This window comes from Singulisphaera rosea (genome assembly GCF_054877945.1).
This window is the reverse complement of record NZ_JBTYIP020000012.1, coordinates 30,214-43,614: the sequence shown is the minus strand read 5'-3', so window position 1 is coordinate 43,614 and position 13,401 is coordinate 30,214. Positions and strand designations below refer to the sequence as shown.

At 63.4% G+C, this 13,401-nt stretch carries 8 protein-coding genes; 2 read left to right on the top strand and 6 right to left on the bottom strand.

Annotation, left to right across the window (positions count from 1 at the left end):
- Nucleotides 1–75: 75 nt before the first annotated feature.
- From ACYOEI_RS20375 to ACYOEI_RS20365, 3 genes are all read right to left on the bottom strand, one after another.
- The gene (locus ACYOEI_RS20375) at nucleotides 76–2,067 is read right to left on the bottom strand and encodes a sulfatase (protein ID WP_462851400.1); all 1,992 of its coding nucleotides are present in this window, start codon (nucleotides 2,065–2,067) and stop codon (nucleotides 76–78) included.
- A 128-nt stretch (nucleotides 2,068–2,195) separates the two neighbouring features.
- Complete coding sequence (locus ACYOEI_RS20370; RefSeq protein WP_462851399.1) at nucleotides 2,196–3,302, bottom strand: DUF1559 family PulG-like putative transporter; 1,107 nt, start codon at nucleotides 3,300–3,302, stop codon at nucleotides 2,196–2,198.
- 129 nt (nucleotides 3,303–3,431) lie between these two features.
- Nucleotides 3,432–3,650: a hypothetical protein gene (locus tag ACYOEI_RS20365; protein WP_462851398.1), complete on the bottom strand. Its 219-nt coding sequence runs from the start codon at nucleotides 3,648–3,650 to the stop codon at nucleotides 3,432–3,434.
- 817 nt (nucleotides 3,651–4,467) lie between these two features.
- On the opposite strand from ACYOEI_RS20365, the gene ACYOEI_RS20360 reads away from it, so the two are divergent.
- Nucleotides 4,468–5,199 (top strand): zinc-ribbon domain-containing protein, encoded by a 732-nt coding sequence (locus tag ACYOEI_RS20360; RefSeq protein WP_462851397.1) that lies wholly within the window; start codon nucleotides 4,468–4,470, stop codon nucleotides 5,197–5,199.
- 130 nt (nucleotides 5,200–5,329) lie between these two features.
- Here ACYOEI_RS20360 and ACYOEI_RS20355 read toward each other — a convergent pair whose 3' ends face one another.
- On the bottom strand, nucleotides 5,330–7,117 hold the full coding sequence (locus ACYOEI_RS20355; RefSeq protein ID WP_462851396.1) for an ATP-binding cassette domain-containing protein: 1,788 nt from the start codon (nucleotides 7,115–7,117) through the stop codon (nucleotides 5,330–5,332).
- Nucleotides 7,118–7,380: 263 nt separating this feature from the next.
- On the opposite strand from ACYOEI_RS20355, the gene ACYOEI_RS20350 reads away from it, so the two are divergent.
- Nucleotides 7,381–8,667, top strand: a complete 1,287-nt coding sequence (locus tag ACYOEI_RS20350) for a sensor histidine kinase (protein WP_462851395.1) — start codon at nucleotides 7,381–7,383, stop codon at nucleotides 8,665–8,667.
- 42 nt (nucleotides 8,668–8,709) lie between these two features.
- On the opposite strand, the gene ACYOEI_RS20345 is transcribed toward ACYOEI_RS20350, so the two are convergent.
- Nucleotides 8,710–11,889 (bottom strand): efflux RND transporter permease subunit, encoded by a 3,180-nt coding sequence (locus ACYOEI_RS20345; RefSeq protein ID WP_462851394.1) that lies wholly within the window; start codon nucleotides 11,887–11,889, stop codon nucleotides 8,710–8,712.
- 20 nt (nucleotides 11,890–11,909) lie between these two features.
- Nucleotides 11,910–13,343: an efflux RND transporter periplasmic adaptor subunit gene (locus ACYOEI_RS20340; RefSeq protein WP_462851393.1), complete on the bottom strand. Its 1,434-nt coding sequence runs from the start codon at nucleotides 13,341–13,343 to the stop codon at nucleotides 11,910–11,912.
- Nucleotides 13,344–13,401: the final 58 nt, after the last annotated feature.

Sequence of the window (13,401 nt, the reverse complement as noted above, 5' to 3'; positions counted from 1 at the left end):
CCATCAGGTCGTGGATGTGTATCTGGAAAATTCATTTGTCTTAAAATGAAGAAGTCTTAAGGCCGCGTCATCCTCCTAGTCCCGAGAGGGCATATCCGCAATTGGACCAGAGGTCTTGCGACGATTCGCTCGACTTGGACGCAGGAGGGTTCGGAGGTAGCTCCGGAAACCCTGGAGGATCCCCCCGACGTCGGGGCGGTCGGCTAGGTTGGACTGCTCGTCGGGGTCGGCGGTGAGGGCGTAGAGTTCTTCGTGGCCGTCGCCGGTGCGGATGTAGTGCATTCCCCCGGCGATCGTGGATCTCATCGGTCCTTTCGAAGCCGGCTCGCGGCCCTGGTTCGTGAGGACCGTGGGGGGCTCCAATTCCATCAGGAGCGGTTCGAACGCCGGGGGTGGCTCACCTTCGTGGCGGTCGGTCAACCGTTTCAGTGAACGGCCGGGGAGAGTTGGGGACGTCTCCAACCCGAGCAGATCGAGGATCGTGGCCGGCACGTCGCGCAAGCTCACCGGCTCGTCGATCACCCGGCCCGCCGGGAGAACTTTCGGGTCGACGAGGACGAGGGGGACTTCGACGAGCGGGCGATAGAGGCTGCAACCGTGGAAGAAGAGGCCGTGGTCGCCGAGGTGCTCGCCGTGGTCGGAGGTGACGACGATGAGGGTGTCGTCGAGCTGTTGACGACGTTCGAGCTCGGCGACCAGGATCCCGAGGCGTCGGTCGAGGTATGCGATGGCGTCGTCGTAGAGATCCCGGGCCATGCGCACGTCTCTGTAGGGGAGTTTTCGCTTGTCGAGGAGGTTCCATTGCTGGAGGGCGAGCTGGTCGTGCCACGACTCGGGACGAATCCCGAAAGGAGGGGTGGACGGGTCGGGGGCCTCGTAGGGGGTGTGGGCGTCGTTGTAGTTCAGGAAGGCGAAGTATGGGCGACCCCTCGGGCGCTGCCAGGCGAGCCAATCGAGGAACGCCCGGTCGATGTCGGCGGCCGACTTGGCGTGCTCCTTGGAGAGCGGGATCCAGGGGCGGGCGGCGCCTCGACGCCTTCCGGTCAGGAGGTCGGCCGCCATCGCGATGGAAGCCCGGTCGATCCTGCGGCCGACCCCGACGTAGCGGGTGAAGATCTCGAGGACGCCCCACGGATAATCCTCATAGTGGGCGAAACCTCGGCTCAAGCCGGTTTCCCGGCCGCAATAGTCGAGGTTGGCGACGAACCCGGCCGTGTCGTATCCGAGCGAGCTGAGTCGGGCGGCGAGCGTCGGCCGGGCGTCATCGAGCGGACGCTTCCAACCCGCCGAAAGTTCGTGGGGCCATCGACCCGTGAACAGGCTCGCATGGGATGGGAGTGTCCACGAGGACGTGGCGAAAGCCCGGCTGAACCGCACTCCTCGGGAGGCCAGCCGCTCGAGGTTGGGAGAGGTTGAGCGTTCGTGTCCGTACAGGCTGAGGTTTTTCGCGCGGACCGTGTCCCATACGATGAGGATGACATTTTTCGAGTGGCGGGGAGGCGGGGGAAGACTCGCGATGGTCGACCACTCCGACCACGCATGTCGTCCCGAGGTGAGGATGGCCGTGGCCAGCAGGGTCGTCGCGAGGAGCGGCGTCGAGAGCCGCACCGCCCGCAGTGTCTTCAACGGTCGGGTCGAGAGATAACGAACCGACTGGACCGTCAGCCCGAGCGCGAGCAGGAGCGCCGACCACAGCTCGAGCGGTAAGGTGGCGATCACATCCAGAAAGCCGAGGAAGGCGAGTGGAGCGACCCCGAGCCACAAGGCGAGTCCCCGGGGGCGTGTCGCGGCGACGAGAGCCAGGAGCAGTCCCGGGACCATCACCATCGACGCGACTCCGAAGGGGATGACCCAGGGGAATCCGTGGCCCAGGCGGTAGAACTCGCCATGGATCAGGCAGTTCTGGAGGATGGTCGACGCAAGGTCGAGGAACCCGGCCGCCAATCCGAACCAAGAGGCGAACCAGAGGATCGTCGGCGCGTCGAGCCCGTGAGCGAGGGGTCTCGGGTCCGCGCCAATTGCCGAGGGGTGGGAGGCCACGGACGTGTCGACGACTGCTGAGTCCATGCCATCCTCTGCGGTCGTTCGAGGCAGGTCTAAGCGTTGAGGTGGAGATGGACTCGGCCCGCTCCGCGTCCCTCCTCATCGAGGAAGGACGCGCAGCGGGCCTGCGGTCGGAATCGGGATGAACGAGATCAATAGCTGTCGGCGCTAATCACCTCACCATACGCTCGGGTGCCGAGAGACCAGTAGACGGGCATGCCGATCGTCGCCTTCAGGAATTTGGCACCACCGTCGGCGAAGAGGTAGTTCGCGCCTCCGGAGTGGTAGCTCGAGGCGTTGTCGAACTGGGCGTCGGTCGGGACGCAACCGGCGCATCCGCCCATATAGCAGTGGCCCCACGGGGCGATCGTCGAATTTGGCGGGATGACGGTGTTGAACAGGGTGAGCGACCGCCCGCCGGTCGCCCAGAACCACCCCGCCCGCTCCTTCATGCCGGCGCCCCAGGTGCTTCCGGCCGGTAAGGTCTGCCAGAAGGCGTTGCACTCGGCGATCGCCGCGTTGAGGGAGGAGGCCGGCTTCTGCTCCACGTCCTGCCCGTCCCAGTCCTTGTTGAAGTTCGTGGAGGACTTTGAAGTCATCGACATCCCGTTGCCTCGGAAGCTGTTACCCTTGCCCTCGATCCCGACCATCGCCTCACCGAACGCGATCGTGTTCGATGTCCCGTCGGTGATCGAGCTGATCGAGATCGTCGGATTGGCCCCTCCGTAGGAATTTCTTTGGGAGCTCATCGAGAACAATCCGCTGACCTGAAGGCTGGGAATCCCCTGGACGACGGTGGTCCCGATGCTCGCGCGATAGCTGTTGATGTGGGCGGTGCCGGATGGCCCGTCCGACGGGCAAAGGAAGCCGGCGATCCGGGTCAGGTACACCGTGGAGTTGGCCGCGTCGGTGTACGCGTCGTCGAGGCCGGCGTCGAGGTTGAAGTTTGCCGCGGTGTAGAGCGGGGATTGCTCGAGATAAGGCAGTAACAGGGCGTGGATGCTCCAGTTCGCCCAGCCGCCGAGGCCGTAACTCGGCGTGAAGTTGAGCGACTGGCCCATCGGGAAGCTGTCGTTGGTCGTGTGATAGTTATGGAGGGCGAGGCCGATTTGCTTCAGGTTGTTGATGCACTGGGCGCGTCTTGCCGCCTCCCGCGCCGCCTGGACGGCCGGGAGGAGGAGTGCGATGAGAACCGCGATGATGGCGATGACGACCAACAACTCGATCAGGGTAAAGCCTCGTCGGGGGTGAAGTCTCAAGGGCTTACTCCTTCATCTCGGCGAAGTTGAGAACGTTAAGAGGACGCGGAGTCTGACAGGACGCATACGCCCTGCCCTTCGACGGGCCGGCGCACGCGGCGATGCGTCATGTTTGGAAGTTTCAGGGCCCTACTTCTTTTTGCGGCGATCGATGCGTTCTTGTTTCTGCGTCGCACGCTGGGCCTTCATGGCCGCCCTCATCCCCTCGATTTGCGCCTTGTCTTTGGCCGTGAGTTGGAGTTGAGTACCGGTCGTCTTGGAATCGTCGCCGCAACCGGGCAGTGAAAGGCTGCCAAGCAAGATCCCGCCAGCCGTGACCAGGAACGCCATCTTCCGCCTGGAATGCAAGTCACGCCTCCTTCCAGACTCGGGGGGCCGCTCGTCTTGAGAGCATGACCGAAACGCGGGTTTGATGACGAGCGGAGAAACGTCGGCGAGCCGTCGTCGTCCGAGGAGATCTTACTTGAAGAATCTCGAGATGTCGACGCATTAAAGATCACTGGACTGCCTGCGCATGGGTCGCAATCGACGTTGGGGCCTGCAACTTGCCTAGTTTGTGGGTCCACCGGCCGGGACTCATCGTCTTTTCGTCAGGCACGAGCCGTTCGAGGATTCAAGGAAAACCTTGAACGCGAGAGAAATCCCTTCGTCTGTGTGTCGAAAACAAACAAAAGCTATCAGAGTGTTACCAGGAATAGTCTTGAGTCGGATTCCAGGCCAAGCTGAAGGACCTTTAACGGGACTTGCTGCATTGTTAGTGCCAGGGTCGCGGAGAATTGTCGATTTCTCGGTAACAATGCAATTTAAATCGCGAGGCGTTTCCTTAAACTCAGTGGAATCCAAATGTTGTGGATTGTCAAAGCCTGTGGATGATCCATGGCAGTAGGCTTGTAGCTTGTTCGACCAACGTCTGCAATGCTCAATATCCCGACATGCATGCATCCGGACCGGGAGATATGTGAGCCTTCATCCCTCGGAGGGATCGCTTGTGCAAAGTTAGTTGAATCGAGCGTTTTATCATCGCTCGATGGCTTCACCAAATCCTCGTTCGAGGTAGATTTTGCGTTCACGACTTCATGCGCCGGCAGCCACTCGAGGCGACGTTGCGGTATGCTGAATCATCGGACGCGAAAGTCGAGGCGGGAGTTACGTCAGGATTGGGCCCTTGGACGATCGCGTTGAACGCGAGGTTACGATGAGCGGGAAGCGGCGTCACCGAGAACGAATCGAGATGAGAGAGGCGAGGGCGCAGCGAGACAGGGATGAGGCCTTGGTCAAAGGCGTCAAGGTCGACGTGGAGGCGCTCACCCCACACAATCGCTATGATCGGCCCGATTTCGTGGAAAGTGGCTCCTACGTCGACAAGCCGTTTGTTTGCAAGTCGTGCGGATCATCCCAGATCTGGTCGGCGATGCAGCAGAAGTGGTGGTACGAGGTTGCCAAGGGCGACGTCTTCTCGACGGCCAGGTTGTGCCGCCCCTGCCGACAACGAGAGCGGGCCCGCCGAGACGAGTCGCTTATCATGGGCGGGGATCCAAACCATTACAAGGATCCCAAGCGACTCCTCGCGAAACTTCGCTCGGATATCGAACCCGAAATCCTCCTGGCGCGTTACGCCTTCGTCCACAGAAGCAAGCCAGTTGGACCCGTATATTTCCTCGACTACAGCCGATCGGACAGTCTCTTGACCCTCTCATGGCACAAGTATTATCGGGAGCTGGTCGCAGAACTGTGGCTTGAAGACACAGACGAGCTCCGAGTCATTGCCAAGTCTGACTTCTCAGAGATCCGATCCAGGTTGGACATCGAGGCCCGGATGCCTGAGTTCGTTGCCACAGTGCGAAGCTTCCTCGCGAGCCAAGGCGAAGGTCAGGCTGGCGACGTGGGATCTCTTTGATATCAGGCCGAAGCGTCCGCGAGCGAATCGACCCTGATTTTTCGCGAAGAGATTCACTCGCTGGCGCTTCGGCCTTCTCGAGTCATTCCGTGGGAGCCATCGGGTGGATGCAAACCGAATGTGATTCGCTCTAAGTGGCAAGACCTTCCAACTCCTCCCAGCGTTCATAGGCGAGGCCCAGTTCGGCCTCGAGTTCCTGGAGGCGAGTGCTATCCTTGGCGATCTCGGCGGCGTCTCGGCGGTAGTAGGCCGGATCGGCCATGGCATCGTGCAGTTCGCGCCGAGAGGACTCGAGGGTCTCGATGCGGGCTGGGAGGACTTCGAGCTCCTTCTGCTCTTTATAGGAAAGACGGCGAGCCCGTTCTTTGGGAGCGTTTGCCTCTTTGGTCGGAGTTTGCGCAGAGTTAGGTCCGGAGTCAGCAGTCTTGGTGGGGCGTTGGCGGAGGTAGTCGTCGTACCCACCGTCATATTCCTTGACCCGCCCGTCGGCCTCGATGGCCAGGGTGCTGGTCACGACGTCGTTGAGGAACGCCCGGTCGTGGCTGACGAGGAGGACGGTCCCCTGGTAGTCGACCAGGAGACTCTCCAACAACTCGAGGGTCTCGACGTCGAGGTCGTTCGTCGGCTCGTCGAGGACGAGGACGTTGGAGGGCTTGGTGAAGAGCTTGGCCAGGAGGAGCCGACTCCGTTCGCCCCCCGAGAGAACCCTGACGAGGCATCGCGAGCGCTCGGGAGGGAAGAGGAAGTCCTGAAGGTAGCCGAGGACGTGACGTGATTGCCCGTTGATGTTGATCGTGTCGTAGCCGTCAGCGACGGATTCCTGGACCGTCTGTTCGTCGTCGAGTATGGCTTTGAGCTGGTCGAAGTAGGCGATCTCGAGGTTGGTACCCTGCTTGACCGTCCCTTCGGTCGGCTCGAGTCCCTCCAGCAGGAGCCGGAGGAGGGTCGTTTTGCCCGACCCGTTAGGGCCGATGATACCGATCTTGTCGCCTCGGGTGATCGTGGTCGTGAGCTCGTTGATGACGACGCGATCGCCGTACCGGAACATGACATCCTTGGCGGCGAGCACGAGACTTCCGGACTTCTCGGCCTCCTGCACCTGGATCTTCGCGGTGCCGACTCGCTCCCGACGCTTCTGGCGAGCTTCGCGCATCGCCTTGAGGGCGCGCACGCGGCCTTCGTTTCGGGTGCGCCGGGCTTCGATCCCCTTGCGGATCCAGACTTCCTCCTGGGCGAGCTTCTTGTCGAAGAGCGACTGCTGACGGGTCTCGGCGGCGAGTAGTTCTTCGCGACGCTTCAAGAAGGTCGGGTAGTCGCAGGCCCAGTCGTAGAGCCTCCCGCGATCGAGCTCGAGGATGCGCGTGGCGAGCTTTCCGAGGAAGACTCGGTCGTGGGTCACGAAGATGAGGGTGACTCCGGCCCGGACCAGGAAATCCTCGAGCCAACGGATCGAGTCGATATCGAGGTGGTTGGTCGGCTCGTCGAGCAGGAGGATGTCAGGCTCTCCGACCAGGGCCTTGGCGAGTAGCACGCGACGCTTCATCCCCGACGAGAGTGAGGCAAAGATCGCGTCCGGGTCGAGGCCCATCCTCGAGAGGATCGCATCGACGCGATGGTCGTGCCCTCCGGAGGCTCCGAGGTCGGTCAGGCCTGCCGCGACCTCATCATAGGCGGTGCCTCCCCGGCCGGGGGGGATGACCTGCGGCAGTTGCGTGATCCGCAACCCTTGCTGGCGAAGGACTTCCCCTTCGTCGGGACGGATTTCCCCTTGTAAGACGCGGAGTAGCGTGCTTTTTCCCTCGCCGTTTCGGCCGAGGAGGCTGACCCGTTCGCCTCGCTCGATCTGGAAATCGACCCGATCCAGCAGTCGCGGTCCCCCGAAGGCCAGGCTGACTTCCCGAAGACTCAACAGTGCCATATTGCTCTCGATCTCGCGCGGCGAACCGACAGGGCTCCCGACGATCGGCCGCCCCTAGGCGGGGCGCGTCGTGCGGGAAGACCCCAGCAACGTAACAAAGATGATGGGCGCAGATCGAGACGAGCTGGAATCGTCCCGAAGGCGCCCGCAGGAATTTGCTCGAGGATCCCGATTGGCATGTCGGGTGCTTTTCTTGACCGCCGCGGACACCCTACCCATACTGTTGGCCGGAAACCGGATCCGAAAGGCTTCGAGGAGGTGGAATGCTCTTGAACTGGGTAGGCCTCGGAGTCGTCCTGGCCGTCTCGGCCATCATCCTCTCCCGGCGCATGAAGACACTCTCGGAAATCGAGCGCGGATTCGTCGCTCTGGCGGACGGGAGGCCTCCCCGGCCGATCCTTTCGCGGACGTTCGGGCCCGTCGGGAGACTCGCAAGGCGGTTCGACGAGCTGGCCCCTCGCCTTCAGGCACGGATCTCGCTCCTGGAGCAGGATCGTCAGCAGCTCCGCGCCGTGCTCAGCGGGATGGCCGAAGGGGTCATCGCGATCGACGCTCGTCGACGGCTCCTCTTCGCCAACGCGAGTGCCAACCGCCTCTTCGGTTTCGACGCCGCATCCGTCGGCCGGCTCATCCCCGAGTTGATCCGCAGCCCCCAGGTCCAGGAGGCGGTCGAGGCGACGCTCGCGTCGCCAGGCCCCTATCAAGGTGAGATCGCCCTGGCGAGTCGCGAGCCGCTGCTCCGATTGCACCCGAGCGTCCTGGCGGTGTACGGCACCCCCCTGCCCGGCCCGCCGCCGGGTGCCGTGATCGTCTTCCACGACGTGACCGAGCTGAGGCGGCTCGAACGGATGCGGCAGGACTTCGTCGCGAACGTCTCTCACGAGCTCAAGACGCCGCTTGCCTCGATCAAGGCCTATACCGAAACCCTCCTCGATTGGGCCCTGACCGACGAGACCGTCAACGTTCGCTACCTGAATCGGATCGAGGAGCAGGCCGAGCGGCTTAACCAACTCATCCTCGACCTCCTGAGCCTGGCCCGACTCGAGTCTGGGCAAGAACTCTTCGACCATGGCCCGCTTGCGCTTGCCCCACTGGTCGGTTCGTGCGTCGGCTCGCACCGAGACCGGGCCGACGCCAAGGGGCTATCCCTCACCCTGGACCTCGGCCAGCTCAACGATCAGACCCTGGTCCTCGCGGACGAAGAAGCGATCCGGCAGATCCTGGACAACCTCATCGACAACGCGATCAAGTACACCCCCGAAGGGGGCAAGGTCAGCGTGATCTGTCAGCTCGCCGACGACGTGACGATCGAAGTGGCGGATACCGGGATCGGAATCCCTCGCGACGACCTCCCTCGAGTCTTCGAACGGTTCTACCGAGTGGACAAGGCGAGGAGCCGGGAGCTCGGGGGGACGGGCCTTGGCCTCTCGATCGTCAAGCACCTCGTCCAGTCGATCGGCGGCCAGGTCAACGTCACCAGCCGCGTCGGCGCCGGCACTCGATTCACCATCCATCTCCCGAGGCACGTCCAGCACGCACCGAGATCCTGAGCGAAAGCGTGCCGAGGAACTTTGGTAGGGCCAAGTCCAGGGTCACGACTCGGCAACCATCCCGTCAAGATCCGTGGCCGAGTCGGACGCGAACGGCGGTGAGGGCCGGCCTCGCTCGATAAAGCCCTGGACGATGACGAAGAAGATCGGGACGAAGAAGATCGCGAGGAACGTCGCCGCGAGCATCCCGCCGAAGACGGCGGTTCCCAGGGCTCGCCGGCTGGCGGCGCCCGCCCCTTCGGCGTTGACGAGGGGGACGATGCCCAGGATGAACGCGAAAGACGTCATCAAGATCGGGCGGAATCGCAGGCGGGCCGAACGGACCGCCGCCTCGGCAATCCCGAGCCCTTGCGCCCGGAGGTCGCGGGCGAACTCGACGATCAGGATCGCGTTCTTGCTCGCCAGGGCGATGATGAGCACGATACCGATTTGTGTGTAGATGTTATTGTCCATCCCCCGGATCGAGACCGCGGCCACCGTCCCGAGGAGCGCCAGGGGGACGACCAGGATGACCGCGATCGGGAGGATCCAGCTCTCGTACTGGCCCGCGAGGACCAGGTAAACGAGGAGGATCGCGAGGGCGAAGACGTAGATCGCCTGCGAGCCGACCTGCTTTTCCTGGTACGACATCGCCGTCCACTCGTAATCCATGGCCGTGCTCAGTTTGCTCTCGGCCATCTGCTCCATGAGCTTCAGCGCTTGACCCGAGCTGAACCCGGGGGCGGCCTCGCCGTTGATCGTTGAGGAGGGATAGAGGTTGTACCGGGTGATGATCTGCGGGCCGAGGGCGTCTTTGACGTCGACGATCGTGCTCAACGGGATCATCATCCCTTTCAGGTTCCGCACTTCGAGCCTTCCGATGTCCTCGGGTTTCATCCGAAACCTCTCGTCGGCCTGGACGCGAACCTGATACGTGCGGCCGTACTTGTTGAAGTCGTTGACGTAGCTCGACCCGAGCGCGGATTGCAGCGCCCCGAAGACGACTTCGAGGGGGATATCGAGGTTCTTCGCCTTGACCCGGTCGATGTCGGCATAAAGCTGGGGGACCCGGGCGCGGAACGTCGTGTTCAATGCCCGAAGTCCGGTCTGCGAGTTGCCGTCGGCGATCATCTCGTCGGTGACTTCTTGCAGCTCGGAGAGCCCGACTCCGCCGCGATCTTCGAGCTGGAGCTGGAAGCCGCCGGCGACGCCGAGCCCCTGGATGGCCGGGGGTGCGAAGGCGAAGATGATCGCATCCTGGATGGCGGAGAAGTCCTTGCGAAGTCTTGCGAGGATCGAGGCCTGATCCTCGCCGGCTCCGGTGCGTTCCTCCCAGGGTTTCCAGACGACATAGAACGTGGCCGCGTTGGAGGCCACGGTCGCGTCGAGGATCGAGTTGCCGCCGATCTGGACCCAGGTCGACACCCCCGGGGTCTTCTTCAGGATCGACTCGATCCGGTCGACCACCACTCGAGTCCTGGACTGCGAGGCCGCGTCGGGGAGTTGTACGCCCACGATGGCGTACCCTTGATCCTCGGTCGGTAGGAAGCCGGTGGGGAGCTGCGTAAACCACCAGCCGGTCAGCGCCACGAGTCCCATGAAGGCGACCATCATGAGGAACTTGAGGCGGACGAGAGTCCCGACGATCGAAGCATAGGCCCCCTCGAATCGGTCGTAAACCGCGTTGAACCCTCGGAAGAAGGCGTTGCGGCGTTCGGGGGACGGCCGGAGATAGGTGGCGCACTGGGCGGGCTTGAGCGTCACGGCATTGATCGCACTGATGGCGGCCGTGGCGGCGATCGTGAGGGCGAACTGGCGATAGAGCTGGCCGGTGATCCCGCCGAGGAACGCCGTGGGGAGGAAGACCGACATCAGGACGAGGGTGATCCCGATGACCGGTCCGATCACCTCGCTCATCGCCTTGATCGTCGCCTCTTTCGGGGGGAGGCCGTCGTGGTCGATGTGGTGGGCGGCGTTCTCGACGATGACGATGGCGTCGTCGACGACGATGCCGATCGCCAGCACGAGACCGAACAACGTCAGCATGTTGACGCTGAACCCGAGCATCGCCATCGCCGCGAAGGCGCCGATGATGGTGACGGGGACGGTCGTGGCGGGGACGAGGGTCGCCCGCCAGTCCTGGAGAAAGAGCAGGATCACGATCAAGACGAGGACGCCGGCCTCGAACAGGGTCTTGTAGACCTCCGAAATCGACTCTTCGACGAAGACCGTGGTATTGAAGGGGATCGAGTATTCAAGTCCTTTGGGGAACGACTTCTTGAGGTTCTCCATCGCGGCCCGGACTTTTTTGGCCACGTCGAGCGCGTTCGCGCCCGGGAGTTGATAGACGGCGATCCCCGCGGCCGTCTTGCCGCCGACGTCGCACCACTGGTCGTAGGTCTGGCCGCCGAGCTCGACGCGGGCCACGTCCCGGATCCGGGTCTGCCGGGCCGAGATGGCCTGGTCGCCGGTGCGGTCGGACTTGATGATGATGTCGCCGAACTTCTCGGGGTCCGCGAGTCTCCCCAGCGTGGTGACGGTGAGCTGGAAGTTCTGATCGCTCGGCGTCGGGGGCTGGCCGATCTGGCCCGCGGCGACCTGGACGTTCTGCTCTCGGATCGAATTGAGTACGTCCAGGGTCGTCAAGTTGCGGGCGCGGAGCTTGTCGGGGTCGAGCCAGACCCGCATGCCGTAAGTGCTACTGCCGAAGACGTTGATGTCGCCGACACCTTTGATTCGGCTCAACACGTCCTTGACCCGCAAGGTCGCGAAGTTGCTCAGGAAGAGTCCGTCGTGCTGGGCGTCGGCCGAGGTAAGGGCGACGACCATGATGATGCTCGTCGACTTCTTCTTGGTCGTGATCCCCTGGCGCTGGACGTCCTCCGGGAGCCTCGGCTCGGCGATTGCGACGCGGTTCTGCACGAGGACCTGCGCCATGTCGAGGTTCGTTCCCACCTCGAAGGTGACGGTCAGGTTGTACGACCCGTTGCTCGCGCAGGTGGAGGACATGTAGAGCATCCCCTCGACCCCGTTGACTTCCTGCTCGATGGGCGAGGCGACGGTGTCGGAGAGGACCTGGGCGTCGGCGCCGGGGTACGTCGTCGAGACTTGCACGGTCGGCGGCGTGATCTGCGGATACTGTTCGATCGGCAGGACGAACAGCGTGACGACTCCGACGAGGACCGTCACGAAGGCGATCACGTTGGCGAAGATCGGCCGCTCGATGAAGAAGCGGGAAAACATCGGTGGGCGCTCGGTCGAGATCAGGGATGTGAGGTCTTCATCGACGGCGAGGTCGTGGTCGTGGTCGGGGTCGTCGTTGCCCCTTCGGTGGACTTGATCGCGGGCGAGGCGGCCGCCGCATTGGACGAGGACAGAGGAGTCGACGACGGCTTGAGGTCGGCGGATGTCGTCGTCCCCGGGTCGACCCGGCGCGGGTTGACCTTCGCGTCGGGCCTCGCACGTTGGAGGCCGTTCACGACGATGAGGTCGTCGGCTTTCAAGTTTTCCTCGACCACACGCATCCCGTCGACCGCGGCCCCGACCTTGACGGGGCGTCGCTCCACCACGTTGTTCTTGTCGACGACGAGGACGAACGTCCCCACTTGGTCGGCGCCGAGGGCTCGTTCGGGGACGAGCAACGCGTCCTTCCGTTCCTCGAGCGCGACGCGAATCCGGACGAAGAGGCCGGAGATGATCTGGTGGTCGACGTTCGGGAAGAGGCCTCGGGCCGTGACCGTGCCGCTGCCGGGGTCGACGCCAGGGTCGGTGTACTCGACCCGTCCCTTGTGGGGAAAGCCCTCCTCGTTCGCGAGCCCGAGGTCGAGCGGAACATTGCCTGTGCGGTAGTCGACTCGGGTCCCCTGCCGGACCTGCTCCCGAAAACGGAGGAGGTCGGCCTCGCTGACGCTCATGTAGGCGTAGATCGGGTCTTCTTTGAGGATCGTCGCCACCACCGTCGCCTGCCCGTCTCCGACGAGGTTGCCGACGTCGACGAGGTTGCGGCTGATCCTCCCGTCGATGGGGGCGAAGACGCGGCAATAGCTGAGGTCGATCTCGGCGTTGCGGACCTCGGCCTTGGTGGCCTCGACGTTCGCCTTGGCCGAGAGGATGTTTGTCTCGTAGTCGGCCTGGGCCTGTTCGAGGTCGGCCCGATCCGACTCGACTTGGGCGGCGTCCTTCTTGAGTTCGGCCTGGGCCTTGTCGAGATCTTCGCGGGACGACGCATTGCGAGAAAAGAGGTTCCGCTGGCGAGTCTCCTCGACCTTGGCGAGGAGGTAAAGGGCCTGGTCGTAAGCGAGCTTCGCGGTCGCGACCTCGCGGCGCTTCGACTGCTCGGCCGTCTTCAGCTTCGAATCGGCCGCCGCCCGATTCGCCTTCGCCTCCTCGAGCGTCGCCTGGAAGGGTTCCTCCTCGATCACGAAGAGCAACTGGCCCGCCTTGACGTCCGCACCGGCCTGGAAGTGCTTCTCTTTGAGGAAGCCTTTGACCCGGGCGCGGAGGTCGACGGTCTCCACGGCCTTGGTCGTGCCCGTGTACTGGAGGTAGTTGGTCACCGACTTCCGCAACGGGACGCTGACGGTCACCTCGGGTGGAGGCGGCGGTACATAAGTGTTGCCTCGTTCGCAGCCGGCGATGAGGCTCGCGACCACGACGGTCGCCGCGCAGGAGGTTGCGATCGCTCGGGGACGTCCCATGTTCAAAAGAGTACCTGTTCGCAATGTAACGGACCTCGGTCTTCGAGGTCCGAAGGGG